The organism is Pseudomonas sp. CG7 (assembly GCF_023701885.1).
GTDB lineage: Bacteria > Pseudomonadota > Gammaproteobacteria > Pseudomonadales > Pseudomonadaceae > Aquipseudomonas > Aquipseudomonas zanjanensis.
The window spans coordinates 59,798-77,541 of the sequence record NZ_JABAEE010000017.1; the positions used below are offsets into that span (position 1 = coordinate 59,798).

Annotated in this window: 16 protein-coding genes; 9 read left to right on the plus strand and 7 right to left on the minus strand. The window is 62.3% G+C overall.

Annotated elements, in window-relative coordinates:
- Positions 1–26 precede the first annotated feature (26 nt).
- The 5 genes from HGO40_RS09800 to HGO40_RS09820 all read right to left on the minus strand — a co-directional run bounded on the left by HGO40_RS09800 (position 27) and on the right by HGO40_RS09820 (position 5,199).
- Positions 27–605, minus strand: a complete 579-nt coding sequence (locus HGO40_RS09800) for a serine acetyltransferase (protein ID WP_250962825.1) — start codon at positions 603–605, stop codon at positions 27–29.
- Positions 595–1,815: an O-antigen ligase family protein gene (locus HGO40_RS09805; RefSeq protein ID WP_250962826.1), complete on the minus strand. Its 1,221-nt coding sequence runs from the start codon at positions 1,813–1,815 to the stop codon at positions 595–597. Before HGO40_RS09805 ends, HGO40_RS09800 begins: the two co-directional genes overlap by 11 nt.
- A 104-nt stretch (positions 1,816–1,919) precedes the next feature.
- Positions 1,920–2,783 carry an archaetidylserine decarboxylase gene (gene asd / locus HGO40_RS09810; RefSeq protein ID WP_250962827.1) on the minus strand — a complete coding sequence of 288 codons (864 nt, stop codon included), beginning with the start codon at positions 2,781–2,783 and terminating at the stop codon, positions 1,920–1,922.
- A gap of 19 nt (positions 2,784–2,802) precedes the next feature.
- Positions 2,803–3,618 (minus strand): rhodanese-like domain-containing protein, encoded by an 816-nt coding sequence (locus tag HGO40_RS09815; protein ID WP_250962828.1) that lies wholly within the window; start codon positions 3,616–3,618, stop codon positions 2,803–2,805.
- A 42-nt stretch (positions 3,619–3,660) separates the two neighbouring features.
- Positions 3,661–5,199 (minus strand): HDOD domain-containing protein, encoded by a 1,539-nt coding sequence (locus HGO40_RS09820; RefSeq protein ID WP_250962829.1) that lies wholly within the window; start codon positions 5,197–5,199, stop codon positions 3,661–3,663.
- Between the two features lie 166 nt (positions 5,200–5,365).
- On the opposite strand from HGO40_RS09820, the gene motA reads away from it, so the two are divergent.
- Positions 5,366–6,217: a flagellar motor stator protein MotA gene (motA, locus tag HGO40_RS09825; protein ID WP_250962830.1), complete on the plus strand. Its 852-nt coding sequence runs from the start codon at positions 5,366–5,368 to the stop codon at positions 6,215–6,217.
- 164 nt (positions 6,218–6,381) lie between these two features.
- On the plus strand, positions 6,382–7,428 hold the full coding sequence (gene motB, locus HGO40_RS09830; protein ID WP_250962831.1) for a flagellar motor protein MotB: 1,047 nt from the start codon (positions 6,382–6,384) through the stop codon (positions 7,426–7,428).
- A 258-nt stretch (positions 7,429–7,686) separates the two neighbouring features.
- Here motB and rsgA read toward each other — a convergent pair whose 3' ends face one another.
- Positions 7,687–8,718: a small ribosomal subunit biogenesis GTPase RsgA gene (gene rsgA, locus HGO40_RS09835; RefSeq protein ID WP_250962832.1), complete on the minus strand. Its 1,032-nt coding sequence runs from the start codon at positions 8,716–8,718 to the stop codon at positions 7,687–7,689.
- A gap of 109 nt (positions 8,719–8,827) precedes the next feature.
- Here rsgA and orn point away from each other — a divergent pair, with 109 nt between their 5' ends.
- Positions 8,828–9,370: an oligoribonuclease gene (orn, locus tag HGO40_RS09840; protein WP_122567314.1), complete on the plus strand. Its 543-nt coding sequence runs from the start codon at positions 8,828–8,830 to the stop codon at positions 9,368–9,370.
- 280 nt (positions 9,371–9,650) lie between these two features.
- Positions 9,651–10,262, plus strand: a complete 612-nt coding sequence (locus tag HGO40_RS09845) for a trimeric intracellular cation channel family protein (protein WP_250962833.1) — start codon at positions 9,651–9,653, stop codon at positions 10,260–10,262.
- On the opposite strand, the gene queG is transcribed toward HGO40_RS09845, so the two are convergent.
- On the minus strand, positions 10,244–11,323 hold the full coding sequence (queG, locus tag HGO40_RS09850; protein ID WP_250962834.1) for a tRNA epoxyqueuosine(34) reductase QueG: 1,080 nt from the start codon (positions 11,321–11,323) through the stop codon (positions 10,244–10,246). The genes HGO40_RS09845 and queG overlap by 19 nt on opposite strands.
- A gap of 63 nt (positions 11,324–11,386) precedes the next feature.
- Here queG and HGO40_RS09855 point away from each other — a divergent pair, with 63 nt between their 5' ends.
- The 5 genes from HGO40_RS09855 to miaA are packed head-to-tail and all read left to right on the plus strand — an operon-like array spanning position 11,387 to position 17,656.
- Positions 11,387–12,886, plus strand: a complete 1,500-nt coding sequence (locus HGO40_RS09855; RefSeq protein ID WP_250962835.1) for an NAD(P)H-hydrate dehydratase — start codon at positions 11,387–11,389, stop codon at positions 12,884–12,886.
- Positions 12,874–13,341 (plus strand): tRNA (adenosine(37)-N6)-threonylcarbamoyltransferase complex ATPase subunit type 1 TsaE, encoded by a 468-nt coding sequence (tsaE, locus tag HGO40_RS09860; protein ID WP_250962836.1) that lies wholly within the window; start codon positions 12,874–12,876, stop codon positions 13,339–13,341. The genes HGO40_RS09855 and tsaE overlap by 13 nt, the downstream gene beginning before the upstream one ends.
- Positions 13,342–13,344: 3 nt before the next feature.
- Positions 13,345–14,775: an N-acetylmuramoyl-L-alanine amidase gene (locus HGO40_RS09865; RefSeq protein ID WP_284739050.1), complete on the plus strand. Its 1,431-nt coding sequence runs from the start codon at positions 13,345–13,347 to the stop codon at positions 14,773–14,775.
- 11 nt (positions 14,776–14,786) lie between these two features.
- Entirely contained in the window at positions 14,787–16,685 is a 1,899-nt protein-coding gene (gene mutL, locus HGO40_RS09870) for a DNA mismatch repair endonuclease MutL (RefSeq protein WP_250962847.1), read from the plus strand.
- Positions 16,685–17,656: a tRNA (adenosine(37)-N6)-dimethylallyltransferase MiaA gene (gene miaA, locus HGO40_RS09875; RefSeq protein WP_250962837.1), complete on the plus strand. Its 972-nt coding sequence runs from the start codon at positions 16,685–16,687 to the stop codon at positions 17,654–17,656. The genes mutL and miaA overlap by 1 nt, the downstream gene beginning before the upstream one ends.
- The last annotated feature ends 88 nt before the right edge of the window (positions 17,657–17,744 follow it).

Below are 17,744 nucleotides of genomic sequence, written 5' to 3' on the forward strand. Positions count from 1 at the left end.
CATGCTACCGCGACCCCTGGTGTGACCTAGTCCTGCAGGCGGCCCATTGAAGCGGGATCGTATTCCTTCATTTCACCGACGCTCTTGGTGATGTACAGGTGGTTGGCCGGGACGCTCTTGTTGACGAAGGCGCCTGCGCCAATGATCACATTGTCACCCAGCTCCAAATGGTCAGCGATGATGCAGGCATGAGCATGTATCCGGACGCCGTCGCCAATGCGCAATACTGCGGTATCGCTTTGCCCCTTGATACCCAGCGTGCAGTTCTGCCAGATCTTGAAATTTTTTCCAATGATGGCGTGCGATGTGATGACGATTCCATTCGGATGGGCAATCCATAGGCCTTCCCCGACGGTGGCGCCCAGCATGATCTCTACATTGAACTGGCGGCTGATGCGTTCGTTGAGCAGCTTGCCACGCCGTCTCCAGAATTTGCTGTCCTGCTGGTGCATGGCGTATGCCAGGCGGAACCAGAAAAGGTAGCGGTACCTGTTGATGCGCTGACATTTTTGGTAAAGCCGTTTCCACCTGAACGGTTTATCGAGACCGCCGAGGATTTCGATATGCCAGTAGTGTTTGGCTGATCGGAAGATATCAAGAAGCATCGACGACCTCTTTGCCGCGAGGCGTGCCTGGTACGAACCTCTGGGACAGAATCATTCCTATAGGCAGCCAGAAAACGATCCAATAGACGCCAGGCCTGTTGAACACCGTGTGGTAGTCGAATAGAGCCGTTACAACCCCGAAGATAAGCAGGGGCAAGCCTACCGAACCGACGGGATGGTGCCACGTCTTCGTGTCGATCGCGCGCTTGAAAACATAAGCGATGGTCACCAACAACAGTACTGCACCTGTCACGCCGAATTCGTAAAAATACTGCAGGAAGAGATTATGGACTTGGTTGTAGCAACGCACTTCGGATATGCAGATATCAAAATTACTGCCCGCCCCGGCACCAAACAGCCAGAACTCGTCAATGCGGTCCAACCAGCCTGTCCAGATCACGTCGCGAAGGCTGAAGCCACGACTTTGCTGTGTGACAATGACGGGCCATAGCCATACCGACACGGCAAGGAATATTACGCCGGCCAGGCACAACCATTTCCTCGACCTCAAACTATGGTGAAGAAGAATGCTCGTAGCGATTGCCAAGCCATATCCAAGCCAGACGGCTCTTGAAAGCGTGCAGAACAGGTACAGCGAAAGGCCTAGCACACAGGCCATGAACAACGTTCTGACCCACGGCCCGAAGGTTTTGGTCATTAACAAGTGGAACCCGTAAATGCCGAAAAAGCCGTAATACAGCGCCGCAATGATGGGGTTCTTGAAGTTGGCATAGTTGCCATAGCCCAAGTTGTACAAACGTTTGCCGGAGAAAAAAATGTTCTGGTCTTGCTGGGTGAAGTGGATGATCAAACCGGCAATTGCAAATAAACCCGCGATCACAAAGGCAAGCGTCAGGCTTTTTTCAAGCAGTTCTTCTCGGGCCAGTATATGAATCGCGCTCAGGTACAACATTACGTACAACACGGTTTTGAATTGTCCGTAGGCGGAGGCTTCGGACCCGGGATTCAGCAGCGCTACCAGCAGCGAAAAGACCAGTACCAGCAGTACCGGCCAGTAGGGCTTTTGGACAATGTTTTGACGTAGGCGCGCATCGAGCACACATAAGAGCAACGCGGGTATAAAAAGACCCGCGTTGGATATCGTGGTGTAGGTGCTGCCGTCGGTAATGAACAGCAGTCCCGTCAGGTGCGCAATGAAGCCGATCATCAAGACAAGCAAGGTGAATCTGGAAAAAGCCGAACGTGTCATACCTATTCCAAGGGTAGTGAAAGGGGCCAGGACAAAACTCCAAGGCGTAAGTGTGGCAGCGTCGGCGAGGGTAGCGACTCATGATGATTGCGCCGCTGGCTATCTCATCGAGCGTTGGGGAGTGCCAGTCCTTGCCCCATCTGCACCGGCGAACCGGCCACCAGGTCTTCGGCCCATTTCACCTGGTCCGGACCGAACAGCACGATGGCGGTCGAACCCAGCTTGAAGCGCCCCAGTTCGGCACCTTTTTCCAGATGAATCGGCGCACGTGCGGCTTCGTCGTAACGGAAGGTTTTCAGCTCGCGCTTGGGCGGCGTCACCAGCCCGGCCCAGACGGTTTCGATGGAGGCCACGATCATCGCGCCCACCAGTACCACCGCCATCGGCCCACGTTCGGTGTCGAAAATGCACGCGACGCGCTCGTTACGGGCGAACAGCTCCGGCACGTTTTCGGCAGTGGTCTGGTTGACCGAGAAAATCCGCCCGGGGATGTAGACCATTTCCCGCAGGGTGCCCGCCAGTGGCATGTGCACGCGGTGGTAGTCCTTGGGGGACAGGTAGATGGTGGCGAAATCGCCACCCATGAACGGCGCTGCGTTGGCCGCGTCACCGCCCAGCAGTTCCAGCACGCTGAAGCTGTGGCCCTTGGCCTGGAATACCCGGCCGTGTTCGATCGGGCCGAGCTGGCTGACGGCACCGTCGGCGGGGCTGAGAATCGCGCCCGGGGTTTCGTCCAGCGGGCGGGCGCCGTCCTTCAGGGCACGGGTAAAGAAGGCGTTGAAGTGCTCGTAGGCCGTCAGGTCTTCCACCAAGGCCTGGGACATGTCCACTTGGTAGCGCTTGGCAAACCACGTGGTGAAGGCGTTCTTGAACCAGCGCACGCGGCATTCGGCAATGCAGCCGGCCAGCCGCGACAGCAGGTGGTGGGGCAGCAGGTATTGGGTGAGGATGAATAAACGGTTTTTCATTAACTGTCCTTAAGAACCTTCAAAGCTCGATGGGTGTATCGGGGTGGTTGCCCCATTCGCCCCAGGAACCGGCATAGCCTTTGACCCGTGGATAACCGAGCGCCTTGGCCACCAGGTAGGTGAAGCCAGAGCGGTGGTGAGTCTGGCAGTGGGTGATGATTTCTTTATCAGGGGTGATACCCAATCGTTCGAGGATTTGCGGCATGTCTTTGCGGATGCGCAGGTTGCGCGCCTTGTCCATGCCGGCGGTCCATTCGAAATTGACCGCGCCGGGAATGTGTCCGCCCCGGGCCGCGACGACTTTCTCGCCGGAGTATTCCAGCGGGCCGCGAGCGTCCCAGATGGCCAGGTCGGCAGCGCCGAGACGGCTTTGCAGGTATTCACGGGTGGCGGTGGGCGCGTCGTGCAGCGTCAGGCTGATCGGACCTGCAACGGGCGCAGGGACGTCGATGGACACCGGCAGGCCTTCATCCAGCCACGACACCAAGCCGCCGTCGAGGTAGTGGTAGTTCCCGTGGCCGATCACGTCCAGCAGCCAGATAAACCGCCCGGCCCAGCCGCCGCCTTCATCGTCATAGACCACGTAGACCGCATCCGGGTGGTGCCCGAGTTCGCCGAACAGGGCTTCGAGGTCGGCTTTGGCCGGCAGCAGGCCCGGCGCTGGCGGTTGGCCGAGCTGGGTACGCTTGGGGTCGACGAAGCGTGCGCCAGGGACATGCCCGGTGCTGTAGCGGGCGGCGCTGGTCAGGTCCACCAGAATCAGTTCGCGGGCGTCGAGGCGCGGCAGCAGTTCGCTCGGCGCGATCACCAGCGGCACGCCAGAGAAGTCAGGCATGTGAGGTCTCCAGGGGCGCAAAGGGAAAGGATTGTATCAAGTTCAGCGGCCGCGGTTGGTAAAGGTATGCAGGGGCCTTTCGATGCATTGCACGGTTTTGCCGAAAGCTTGCACCGTGACGTCCGAGAACGGCCCGCCGCCCTGGTCCACCGCCACCAGCATGATCACCCGGCCATTGCACGTCAGTGAGCGCAACACCAGGTGCTCGCCGCGGAACAGGCTGCGCTTGCCCGGCGGTAATAGCGCCGAAAACTGCGCGGTGTTGTCCGGGTTCAGGCGACCCTGGGCCTGCTGGGCCAGCAATCGTTGCAAGATTTTGCTCTGGCTGATGGTAAAGCTCGTGGCCGCAGCTTCCTTGGGCAAACCGGCGGTCTGGTGAACGCGCACGCTGGTCTGGCTGCGGTCGGCCATCAGGATCATCACCCGGCGCATGCCGCAGGCCACCAGGGCGTCCCGTGCCGACGTGGTCAGGTGCATGGCGTTGAGGAAGGGGCTCGGCTCCACCAGCATGGCGGAACATTGCTTGCGCCACTGGCTCAGGTCCTGGGCGCTGGGCGGCGCGGCGGGCAGCATGCCGGGGTGGATACGGCGGCTGCCCCAAGGCCAGATCAGCGCCACGGCCGGGTGCCAGAGGTCCGGCATGGCGTGATGACGTGCGCTGTTGGCGGCTTGTTGGTGCAACTGCTGCTGGATTTCATCCATCGACATTTGCAGATACAAACTGGCGAGGTATTGCCAGCGAGTGTTGTGAGGGCTGTCCCAGGCCTGCTGCGCCGCGAGGGCCAGGCCGTTGGCCAGCAACACGGTGTTGGCCGGCTGGTTGAGCCAGCGCCGCAGGGTTGGGTCGTCGTCCAGGCGATTCTGCTGGCGCAGCGGATGTTCGCTGTCCCGGGCGATGCGCAGGACTTTCACCAGTTCGCGGCGTTCGTTGAGCAACAGGCGATAACCTTGCGCCACCCAGATCGGCAAACGCCAGGTCTCCACCAGCGCCAGGCAGATCTCCAGCAGGCGGACGCCGAACAGTTCGCGCTCGACCTTGCGTGCGGACTCGCCTTTATGGACGACTCGCAATTCCCATTCCCCGAGCAACCGTGGGTGAGTCAGGGCCAACGGCCAGAGCGGCGACAGGAACAACAGGCTGCCCCAGTGGATGTCTTGCCACAGCCGCGCCAGGCGGCTGGCGAAAAAACCATTGGCCTGTTGCGTGGCGTGCTGGCTGATCAATTGCAGCTGGCGCAAGGCAACAGGGATTTCGTGCCCCGGCAATGAGGGCAGGCGGGCGAGCAACTCCTCGGTACGCTTGAGACCGAGGCGGTTGATGGCCACTTCGAGATTTTCCGCAGGCTCAGCGAGGCTGCCATGGGTGTGATGGTTGGCCTCGCGGATGACGCTCAGGGCCAGCGCGGGGCTGTCCTGCATCAGGTCGGCGATGTCGCGCAATGAGCGACGGCTGTCGGCGAGGGCCTTGCAGACCAGGTCGTGGCTGGCCTGGGGCACCGGCAGATGCACGCCGTTGAGCAGCTTCACCCAGCCGTCGAGGGTGGTCGGCCGGGGCGTTGGAACCTTGGTTTCGTTAGTCATGGCTGGACGTGATCATCGTATGAATTCTCTACGCCCGGAACGGGGCTAATTGGCTTTTCGCCAGAACAGCCTATAGTCTGGCGCAGTTTTGCCGATAAGTAGAAGAAGAGATTTTTCAGCTTCCGAATATGACCTTGAACCCGACTTAAGTAAGTACTTTCTATCTATGGCTAAAATTATCGGCATCATTGTCGTGTTCGCGAGCGTGCTCGGCGGATACGTGCTCTCCCACGGCAAGATCGCCGCCCTGATCCAACCCTTCGAGGTGTTGATCATCGGTGGTGCTGCCCTCGGCGCATTCTTGCAGGCCAACCCTGGCTATATGACGATGCACGTGCTCAAGAAATCCTTGAGCATGTTCGGCTCGCGTTTCAGCCACACCTTCTATCTGGAGGTGCTGGGGCTGATCTACGAAATCCTCAATAAAAGCCGCCGCGAAGGCATGATGGCGATTGAAGGCGACATCGAAGATGCCGCCGCCAGCCCGATTTTCGCCAAGTATCCGTCGGTGCTGAAGGATGAGCGCATGACGGCGTTCATCTGCGATTACCTGCGCATCATGTCGTCCGGCAACATGGCGCCCCATGAGCTCGAAGGCCTGTTCGACATGGAGCTGTACAGCCTCAAGGAAGACCTGGAGCACCCGTCCCACGCGGTCAACGGCATCGCCGACGGCATGCCGGGCTTCGGTATCGTCGCGGCGGTATTGGGGATCGTGGTGACCATGGCCTCCCTGGGCGAAGGCGACCAGGCGGCCATCGGCCTGCACGTGGGTGCGGCGCTGGTAGGTACCTTCTTCGGTATCTTGGCCGCCTATGGCTTCTTCGGCCCGCTGGCCCATTCCCTGGCCCATGATGCCAAGGAAGAACTCAACGTCTACGAAGCCATCAAGGCTTCCCTGGTGGCCTCGGCCTCGGGCATGCCGCCATCGCTGGCGGTGGAGTTCGGTCGCAAGGTCCTGTACCCAGCGCACCGTCCAAGCTTCGCCGAGCTGGAACAAGCGGTTCGCGGTCGCTAGTGCTTTGCTTTACAAATACGTTCCTTTTTTGGCGAGTGACTGTTGCTGCCAGACAAGGCGCCGCGACGAGTCATAGCCCGCTATGGCGAGGAGCGGCAACGCAGTATGGCAGCAGCAGGCACCGTCAAAATGGAACAGTATTTGTGAAGCAGAGCACTTAGGTCATGGAAAATAATCAACCGATTATTGTAAAGCGCATCAAGCGCATTGCCGGGGGGCATCACGGGGGCGCCTGGAAAATCGCCTTCGCCGACTTCGCCACGGCGATGATGGCGTTCTTCCTGGTGCTGTGGCTGCTGTCCACGGCAACCCCGGAACAGAAGATCGCCATCGCCGGTTACTTCAAGGACCCGGTCGGCTTTTCCGAAAGCGGTACGCCCTACATCATCGACCTGGGCGGCTCGCCGACCCTGGCGCCGGACACGACCCTCAATCCCGAGGTCAAGTCCCCGCCCCAGCCCGACAAGGTCACGGTGGATTCCGAGCAGGTCGAGGGCATGGCCGAGCAGGTCGAGCGCGAGCGTTTGGAGTTGCTGCTGCAGGAATTGCAGAACAAGGTCGAAGAGAACCCGGAACTGCAGAAGTTCAAGGACCAGATCCTGTTCGAAATCACCCCGAACGGCTTGCGCATCCAGATCATGGACGCCGAGAACCGGCCGATGTTCGATTCTGGCAGCGCACGTCTGAAACCTTATTTCGAAGATATCCTGCTGGCCATGGCCGACACCATCAAGGCGGTGCCGAACAAAATCAGCATCAGTGGCCATACCGATGCCAAGCCTTACATCGGTAAGGGTGACTACGGAAACTGGGAACTGTCCGCCAACCGCGCCAACGCGGCCCGTCGCGCCCTGGTGGCCGGCAGCTATCCGGACGAGCAGGTGGCACGGGTGGTCGGTTATGCCTCTTCGGCGCTGTTCGACCGCAAGGACCCGTTCAACCCGGTCAACCGGCGCATCGACATCGTGGTGTTGACCAAGAAGGCGCAGAAAGCCAGCGAGGGCTCCCCACCCGACGATCCGGCGCCCGATCCGGTTCCGGGCGAGGGTGCCCCGGGTGAAGTGCCAGCGCCACAGGCTACGCCAGGTGCAGCGGTCGATCCGAATGCGCTGCCGGCGGACCAGCAACCCATACCGGCCCATGAGCTGCGCGAGCGGCTGAACCTGTTCGATGACACCGTACCGAAACCGGCGGAGCCGCCGGCGCAGTGACCCACAAAAAAAGCCGACCTCGATGTCGGCTTTTTTGTGGGGCCACTGTTTACTTGAGGATTGCTTGCCTTTGTGGCGAGGGAGCTTGCTCCCGCTCGGCTCTGTAGGAGCTGGCGAAGCCTGCGATCTTTTGATCTTTCGCTTCCGACTCAATTGCCAGTGGAAAGATCGCAGCCTCGCTTCGCTCGGCAGCTCCTACACGCCAGCGGGAGCAAGCTCCCTCGCCACAAGAGTGATCGGCTTGATACGGCGTGCAGGTCAGTAGCTGCTTTCCGGCAGGCTGGCGATGATCGAGCGGTAGCTGTTCATCCGTTGCTGGTGCACGCGACCTTCTTCCAGGGCCTTGAGCAGGGCGCAGCCGGGTTCGCGGTCGTGCTTGCAGTCGCGGAAGCGGCAGGTACCGATCAGCTCGTTGAACTCGATGAACCCGGCTTCGACATCGGCCCGGCTGACGTGGCCCAGGCCGAATTCGCGGATACCCGGCGAGTCGATCAGTTCACCGCCACCAGGGAAGTGGAACAGCCGCGCCGTGGTCGTGGTGTGGGTGCCTTGGCCGGACAGCTCGGACAACGGCCCGACGCGGGTCTCGACTTCTGGCAGTAGGCTGTTGACCAGCGAAGACTTGCCGACGCCGGACTGGCCGACGAACACACTGATGCGTCCGTCCAACTGCTGTTGCAATTGCTCCATGCCGTTACCGTGGTGGGCCGAGACTTCCAGCACCGGATAACCCAAGTCCCGGTAGACCGACAGCAGGGCGTTCAGCGCCGGGGCGTTGTGTTCGTCGATCAGGTCGAACTTGTTGAGCAGCAGCAACGGGCGGATGCCGGCGTGCTCGGCGGCCACCAGGTAACGGTCGATCAGGTTGGCGTGGGGCTCGGGCAATGGCGCGAACACGATAACGATCATGTCGACGTTGGCGGCCACGGGCTTGAGCTGGCCCCGGCTGTCCGGGCGGCACAGCTCGGTGTGGCGCGGCAGTTGCGCGACAATCACGCCGATGCCCTGGTTGCCGGCACGCCAGACCACCTGGTCGCCCGTCACCCGCGCCGGCAGGTTGGCGCGCAAGTGGCAGCGGAACACCTGGCCGGCCAGTTCGCCTTCCTGGGCCTCGACCTCGACCTGCACGCCGAAGTGGGCGATCACCAGGCCGGTCTGTTCAGGGCCCAGGTCGCCACCCTCCAGGGCTTCGACAGCACTGGATTCGCGTTTGGCGGCGCGGGCGGCGCGCTCACCCTGGATCTTTTCGATGCGCCAGTTTTGACGACGATTGAGTTGGCGTTTGGCCATGGGTGTTCCGTATGAAGAAATACAGCGAATAGGGTAAAACGGCGGCGAGTTTAGCACGCCCAAGGGGCTGCCTAGGCTAAACTGCGTGGCTACGCCGAGGAGCCTCCCCATGCAAAACCCGCAGAACCTGATCTGGATCGACCTGGAAATGACCGGTCTGAACCCTGACACTGACGTCATCATCGAAATGGCCACCATCGTCACCGACAGCGACCTCAACACCCTGGCCGAGGGCCCGGTGATCGCGATCCACCACAGCGACGAGATCCTGGCCGGCATGGACGAGTGGAACACCCGCCAGCACGGCGGCTCGGGCCTGACCCAGCGAGTGCGCGAGAGCAAGATCAGCATGGCCGAAGCCGAAGCCCAGACCCTCGCGTTCCTGGAACAGTGGGTGCCCAAGGGCAAGTCGCCGATCTGTGGCAACAGCATCTGCCAGGATCGTCGCTTCCTTTATACCCACATGAAGTCCCTGGAAAGCTACTTCCACTACCGCAACCTGGACGTTTCCACCCTCAAGGAACTGGCCGCCCGCTGGGCGCCAGAAGTGCGCGACAGCTTCCAGAAAGGCAGCACCCACCTGGCCCTGGATGACATCCGCGAGTCCATTGCCGAGTTGCAGCATTACCGCAAGCACTTCATCAAGTTCTAACCGGCACGCCAGCGGCTGGCGAGATTGCTTTTGTGGCGAGGGAGCTTGCTCCCGCTGGCCTGCGAAGCAGGCCCCAACAGTTCTCCAGGAAGATTCGATTGTCTGGTTTGCGACTGCTGCGCCCGAAGCGTCGGACCGGCCGAGCGGGAGCAAGCTCCCTCGCCACAGAGGGCAGTTTGGACTTGGGGGCATGGTGTTCAGGCAGAAGACGGGGGCGCGCCCTCTTTTGGTGCCAGCCCAAACTGGCTAGACTGCGCGCCTTCCCGTATGGACCGCCACCATGTTGCTGATGCTTTATCTGATCGCCATCACCGCTGAAGCCATGACCGGTGCCTTGTCTGCCGGGCGGCGGGGCATGGACTGGTTTGGCGTGGTGCTGATCGCCTGTGTCACGGCGCTGGGTGGCGGCTCGGTGCGCGACGTGCTGCTCGGTCATTACCCGCTTACGTGGGTCAAGCATCCGGAATACCTGGTGCTGACCACCGCGGCGGCGATGTTGACGGTGTTTCTGGCGCGCTGGATGCGCCATCTGCGCTCATTGTTCCTGGTGCTCGCCGCCGTGGGCCTGGTGGCGTTCACGCTGATCGGTTGCATGACGGCCCTGGAAATGGGCCATGGCATGCTGGTGGCGTCGGTCAGCGGAGTGATCACCGGGGTGTTCGGTGGCATTCTGCGGGACATTTTCTGCAACGATATTCCGCTGATCTTCCGCCGCGAACTCTACGCCAGCGTCTCGTTTGCCGCGGCGTGGTGTTATCTGCTGTGTGTCTTCCTGCAATTGCCGAACGAGCAGGCGATCCTCATCACCTTGTTTGGCGGTTTCCTGCTGCGGCTCCTGGCAATTCGCTTTCACTGGGAAATGCCGAAGTTCGTCTACAACGACGAAGTCTGACGCGCGGCATGTTGGCGTAACGCCCATTCCACATGCTCGCGCACCAGCTCCGACGGATAGTCACGCCGCGCCTCCAGCGCTTGCAGCACGGGAATCGTTGACGGCGCGTTGCCCAGGCCCACCGCCAGATTGCGCAGCCAGCGCTCGTAACCGGCACGGCGCAGCGGTGAACCTTCGGTGCTGCTGAGAAATGTGTCTTCGTCCCACAGGAACAACTCGGCCAGCCCGGCATTGTCCAGGTTGTGCCGCGGCTTGAAATCGCTTTCTCCCGACGGACGGGCGAAGCGGTTCCACGGGCAGACAATCTGGCAATCGTCGCAGCCGAACACCCGGTTGCCGATCAGTGGCCGCAGCTCTTCGGGAATGGCGCTTTTCAGCTCGATGGTCAGGTAGGAAATGCAGCGGCGGGCATCGAGCACGTAGGGCCCGACGAAGGCATTTGTCGGACAGATGTCCAGGCACGCGGTGCATTTTCCGCAGTGTTCGGTGCCGTGGGGCGGGTCGATGGGCAGCGGCAAGTCGACGAACAGCTCGCTCAGGAAGAAATAACTGCCGGCCTTGCGGTTCAATACCAGGGTGTTTTTACCGATCCAGCCCAGGCCGGCCTGTTCGGCGATGGCTTTTTCCAGCACCGGTGCGCTGTCGACGAAGGCGCGATAGCCAAAGGGGCCGATGACCGCCTGGATTTTTTCCGCCAATTGCTGCACGCGTTTACGGATCAATTTGTGGTAATCGCGGCCCAACGCATAACGCGAGACGTAGGCTTTTTCCGGTTGGCCGAGCATCTGCGCCATCTGGGTGTCGCCCGGCAGGTAGTCCATGCGCAGGGACACCACGCGCAATGTGCCCGGCACCAATTCCTCGGGGTGCGAGCGTTTGCTGCCATGGGCGCCCATGTAGTCCATTTCGCCGTGGTAGCCGGCCTCGAGCCAGCGTTGCAGGTGTTGCTCATGCTCGGCCAGGTCCAGGCCGCTGATGCCGACCTGCTGGAAACCCAGCTCGCGGCCCCATTCCTTGATGGATTGGGCGAGGGCGGGGAGGTCTGTGGGAATGGCAGGCATGAGGCGAGAGAAACCAGAGCTGAGATGCGTATAATTCTGCCAGACATCGGAGCCCGAAGACGCATGCCGCACACTAAAGATGATTTTCCCGACGCGCTGTACAGCGCCGCGCAGGTCCGGGCCCTCGACGCACAACTGATCGCCGCGGGTACTGCTGGCGTCGAATTGATGCAGCGCGCTGCCCGTGCCACCTGGCGCGCGATCGTCCGCCGCTGGCCCGCCGCCCAGGAGCTGACCGTGCTGGCCGGCCAGGGCAACAATGCCGGCGATGGATACCTGGGCGCGACGCTGGCCCGGCGTGCCGGCTGGTCGGTGCGGGTGCTGACGGTGGGCGAGCCCCGGCGATTGCAGGGGGACGCTGCCAATGCCCACGCCGAGGCGGTGGCGGTGGGCGTGCCGATGGAACCGTGGTCGGATGAAGCCGAGTTGCGTGGCGTGCTGCTGGACGCGTTGCTTGGCACGGGCCTGAGTGGCGATGTACGTGAGCCGTATGTGCAGGCCATCGATACGATCAACGTCAGCGGCCTGCCGGTCGCGGCGGTGGATATCCCCTCGGGATTGTGTGCCGACACCGGCCGGGTGTTGGGTACGGCAGTGGCGGCCGACCTGACCGTGACCTTCATTGGCTTGAAGCTGGGGTTGTTCACGGGCGAAGCGGCGGACCGGGTGGGTGAGCTGGTATTCAATGACCTGCACGCCGATCCGGATATCGTTGAAGCGGCACCGGCCAATGCCCGACTGCTCCTACCTCGGAATCTGCCGCATCTGACACCTCGCGCCGCCACTTCCCACAAAGGCAAGTTCGGTCACGTGCTGTTGATCGGCGGCGACCGGGGCTTTGGTGGCGCCATCCAGATGAGCGCCGAAAGCGCGCTGCGCTGCGGGGCGGGCATGATTTCGATGGCGACCCGCAGCGAGCATGTGTCCGCCGCGCTGACGCGTTTGCCGGAAGTCATGGTGCAGGGCACCCATTCGGCGAACCAATTGGTGGGCTTGCTCCAGCAGGCCAGCGTGGTGGTGGTCGGACCGGGCCTTGGCCAGGCCGCCTGGGGACGCAGCCTGCTGTCGGCGGCGGCCAATGCGCCACTGCCGCAAGTGTGGGATGCCGATGCGCTGAACCTGCTGAGCGCCGGCGATGTCCGTCTGCCTGAACATTGCGTGATCACCCCGCATCCGGGCGAGGCGGCGCGGCTGCTGGAGATGTCCACCGCCCAGGTGCAGGCCGATCGTCCGGCGGCGGCCCATGCCTTGAGCCAGAAATACACCGCCACGGTGATTCTCAAGGGAGCCGGCAGCCTGGTCGCCAGCCCGGATGGTCGCCTGGCAGTCTGCAGCCAGGGCCATCCGGCCATGGCCACCGCCGGCCTGGGGGATGTGCTGGCTGGCGTGGTCGGGGCCTTGCTGGCCCAGGGCATGGAAAGCTTCGAGGCCGCGTGCCTGGCGGTCTGGCTGCATGCCAACGCCGGTGCCAAGGTCGGTCGCTCGGGCCGGGGATTGGCGGCGACCGATCTGATCCCGGCCATTCGTCAGTTGTTGGAGGAGCATTCACCGTGTCTGAAGTAACCCTGTACGTGGCGGACGAACAAGCCATGACACAATTTGGCGCCCGCATCGCGCAGATCACTGCCGGCCACGGCCTGATTTTTCTCGAAGGCGACCTTGGCGCGGGGAAAACCACCTTGTCCCGTGGCATCATCCGTGGCCTCGGGCACGTCGGCTCGGTCAAGAGCCCCACGTTCACCCTGGTCGAGCCCTATGAGATCGGCGACATTCGCGCCTTCCATTTCGACCTGTATCGACTGGTGGATCCTGAGGAGCTGGAATTCCTTGGCATTCGCGATTATTTCGAAGATGACGCCTTGTGTCTGATCGAATGGCCCCAGAAGGGTGCAGGCTTTTTGCCAAAGCCCGACCTGACCATTACCATTGGCGCGCAGAACGGCGGGCGTTCGCTGAAACTGACGCCGCAAGGCGTCCGTGGTGAGTCGTGGTGTGCCGCTTTGGCATTGGAAAACTAATTGATGATGGGGTTTGGTATGCGCTTTCGCGCGGTGGTTGCTGTCGTAGGACTGTTGCTTACGGCACTGGCCGTCGATGCTGTGGCCGAGACAAAGGTCAACAGCGTTCGCCTCTGGCGGGCGCCGGACAACACACGGCTGGTGTTCGACCTGACGGGGCCGGTGCAGCACAGCGTATTCACCCTGACCGCCCCGGATCGCCTGGTGATCGACATCAACGGTGCCTCCCTGGGCGCGCCATTGAACGTCGCTACCGCCAATACGCCGATTACCGCGATGCGCTCGGCCCAGCGTACGCCCACCGACCTGCGGGTGGTCATCGACCTGAAAAAAGCCGTGACCCCGAAAAGCTTCACCCTGGCCCCCAATGCCCAGTACGGCAACCGGCTGGTGGAGGACCTGTTCGACACCCCGGCCGATGCCGACCCACCGCCACCGCCGCCGACCAAGGTTGCCACGGTGCCCGCGGTGCCGGTGACCCCGACGGAGCCTGCGCTCAAGCTGCCACCGGCCCCGGCCGGCAAGCGTGACATCATCGTGGTGAGCGATGCCGGTCACGGCGGCGAGGACCCGGGGGCCTCGGGCTCGCGCGGGCAACGTGAAAAAGACGTGGTGCTGGCCATCGCCCGTGAATTGCAGCGCCAGGTCAACGGCATGAAAGGCTTCCGCGCCGAACTGACCCGCACCGGCGACTATTTCATTCCTTTGCGCGGTCGTACCGAGATCGCCCGCAAGAAGGGCGCCGACCTGTTCGTCTCCATTCACGCCGACGCCGCGCCTTCGAAAGCCGCGTTCGGGGCCTCGGTGTTTGCCCTGTCCGACCGTGGTGCCACGTCCGAGACCGCCCGTTGGTTGGCCGACAGCGAAAACCGTTCCGACCTGATCGGCGGTGCCGGCAACGTCAGCCTCGACGACAAGGACCGGATGCTTGCCGGTGTCTTGCTCGATTTGTCGATGACGGCCTCGTTGACCTCCAGCCTGAACGTCGGCCAGAAAGTCCTGAGCAACATCGGTCGTGTCACGCCGCTGCACAAGCAGCGCGTCGAACAGGCCGGGTTCATGGTGCTCAAGTCGCCGGACATCCCGTCGATCCTGGTGGAGACCGGCTTCATCTCTAATTCAAACGAAGCGTCCAAGCTGTCGTCCTCCAGCCACCAGCAGGCCCTGGCCCGCTCCATCAGCAGCGGTGTACGGCAGTTCTTCCAGCAGAACCCACCGCCGGGCACCTACATCGCCTGGCTGCGGGACTCCGGCAAGATCGCCCAGGGGCCACGGGACCACCGCGTCAACCCTGGCGAAACCCTGGCGATGATTGCCGTGCGCTACCAGGTGTCGCCCGCCACCTTGCGCAGCGCCAACAATCTCAAGAGCGATGAGCTCAAGATTGGCCAGACCCTGACCATTCCGGGCAACGAAGTGGCGGTCAAGCAATGAGTGACGAAGTGATCGGCAGCGCCGCCCGCATCGAACTGCTCAGCCCTCGGCTGGCGAACCAGATCGCCGCCGGGGAAGTGGTCGAGCGTCCGGCGTCGGTCATCAAGGAGTTGCTGGAAAACAGCCTCGACTCCGGGGCCAAGCGCATCGATGTGGATGTCGAGCAGGGTGGCGTCAAGCTGCTGCGGGTGCGCGATGACGGTGGGGGTATTTCCTCCGACGACCTGCCGCTGGCCCTGGCGCGTCACGCCACCAGCAAGATCCGTGACCTGGAAGACCTTGAGCGGGTCATGAGCCTGGGTTTCCGGGGTGAAGCGCTGGCGTCCATCAGTTCGGTGTCGCGCCTGACCCTCACCTCACGCACCCGCGACGCCGAGCAGGCCTGGCAGGTCGAGACCGAAGGCCGCGACATGGCCTCTCGCGTCCAGCCCGCGGCCCATCCGGTGGGTACCTCGGTGGAAGTGCGCGATTTGTTCTTCAACACCCCGGCACGGCGCAAGTTTCTCAAGGCCGAGAAAACTGAGTTCGATCACCTTCAAGAAGTCATCAAGCGCCTGGCCCTGGCGCGTTTTGACGTGGCGTTCCATTTGCGCCACAACGGCAAGACCATCCTCAGCCTGCACGAGGCCCGCGACGATGCCGCCCGAGCCCGGCGCGTGGGCGCGGTGTGCGGAGCGGGTTTCCTGGAACAGGCCTTGCCCATCGAGGTGGAGCGCAATGGCCTGCACCTGTGGGGTTGGGTCGGTTTGCCAACGTTCTCCCGCAGCCAGGCGGACTTGCAGTATTTCTACGTGAACGGCCGGGCGGTGCGCGACAAACTGGTGGCTCACGCGGTGCGCCAGGCCTATCGCGACGTGCTGTTCAATGGCCGGCATCCGACCTTCGTGCTGTTTTTTGAAGTCGATCCGGCGGTGGTGGACGTCAACGTGCACCCGACCAAGCATGAGGTGCGTTTCCGTGATGGGCGCATGGTCCACGATTTCCTCTACGGCACCTTGCACCGCGCCTTGGGCGACGTACGTCCGGAAGATCAACTGGCGGCGCCAGCTGCAGTGGCGGGCATGGTCCGGCCAACGGGGCTGGAGGCGGGCGAATTCGGGCCCCAGGGCGAAATGCGCCTGGCGGCCAACGCATTGCTGGAGCAACCCCAGCCTCAGCCGAGCTACAACACGGCCGGCAGCGGCGCTGGCAGCGGCTATCAGTATCAATACACCCCGCGCCCACAATCCAATGTGCCCGCAGCCGAGGCCCAGGCGGCCTATCGCGAGTTCTTCAAGCCCTTGCCGGAAGCCGGCGCGGCGGCGATGCCCGATGGCCAGGGCGATATTCCGCCGCTGGGCTACGCCCTGGCGCAACTCAAGGGCATCTATATCCTCTCGGAAAATGCCCAGGGCCTGGTCCTGGTGGACATGCACGCCGCCCATGAGCGGATCATGTACGAGCGCCTGAAAATTGCCATGGCCAGCGAAGGCCTGAGCGGCCAGCCGCTGTTGGTGCCCGAATCCCTGGCCGTCAGCCAGCGCGAAGCCGATTGCGCCGAAGAACATGTGGCCTGGTTCCAGCGCCTGGGCTTCGAATTGCAGCGCCTGGGCCCGGAAACCCTGGCGATCCGCCAGATCCCGGCGTTGTTGAAGCAGGCCGAGGCCAATCGCCTGGTCAGCGACGTACTGGCGGACTTGATGGAATACGGCACCAGCGACCGGATCCAGGCGCACCTGAACGAACTGCTCGGCACCATGGCCTGCCACGGCGCGATCCGCGCTAACCGGCGCCTGGCCCTGCCGGAAATGAACGGCCTGCTGCGGGACATGGAAAACACCGAACGCAGTGGTCAATGCAACCATGGCCGGCCGACCTGGACCCAATTGGGCCTGGACGACCTGGACAAACTGTTCCTGCGCGGTCGTTGATGAACCCGTTGCCACCCGCGATTTTCCTGATGGGCCCGACCGCTGCCGGCAAGACCGACCTGGCCATCGAGTTGACCAAGGTCCTGCCCTGCGAATTGATCAGCGTCGATTCGGCCTTGGTCTACCGGGGCATGGACATCGGCACCGCCAAGCCGTCGAAAGAACTGCTGGCCGAATTCCCCCACCGCCTGATCGACATCCTCGATCCGGCCGAGGCTTATTCGGCGGCCGATTTCCGCCGTGACGCGCTCCAGGCCATGGCCGAAATCACCGCGCGGGGCAAGATCCCCCTGCTGGTGGGCGGCACGATGCTGTATTACACGGCCTTGGTCGAGGGGCGGGCGGACATGCCCGCCGCCGATCCCGAGGTGCGCGCGCAGATCGAAGAGGAAGCCGCGCGCCTGGGCTGGCAAGCCTTGCATGAGCAATTGGCGGTCATCGACCCGGAATCGGCAGCGCGTATTCACCCCAATGACCCGCAGCGACTGAGTCGAGCCTTGGAGGTTTATCGGGTCAGCGGCCAGAGCATGACAGCCCTGCGCCAGCGACAAACTGCGCAAAGTACTGAAGCAGCCGCTTCGGGACTGCAACAATTGCCCTATACTGTCGCGAATCTGGCCATCGCTCCGGCGAACCGGCAAGTGCTGCATCGGCGAATTGAACAAAGATTCACATTAATGTTGGAACAGGGGTTCATAGACGAGGTCGTAGCCCTGCGTGAGCGAAGTGACCTGCATGCCGGGTTGCCGTCTATACGTGCGGTAGGTTATCGACAAGTCTGGGATTACCTGGACGGCAAGCTGACGTCAGCCGAGATGCAGGAGCGTGGGATCATTGCCACGCGCCAATTGGCGAAACGCCAGTTCACCTGGCTGCGCAGCTGGACTGACCTGCATTGGCTCGACAGTCTCGATTGCGACAATCTGCCACGCGCCTTGAAATACCTCGGGACCATCTCCATATTGAGCTGAGTCCTTGCAATTGCCGTCTATCCTTGGGGGTGTGACGGCCCAAGCCATCTGATTCCGATTTTTATTATTGATCCTTAAAGGAGTGCGG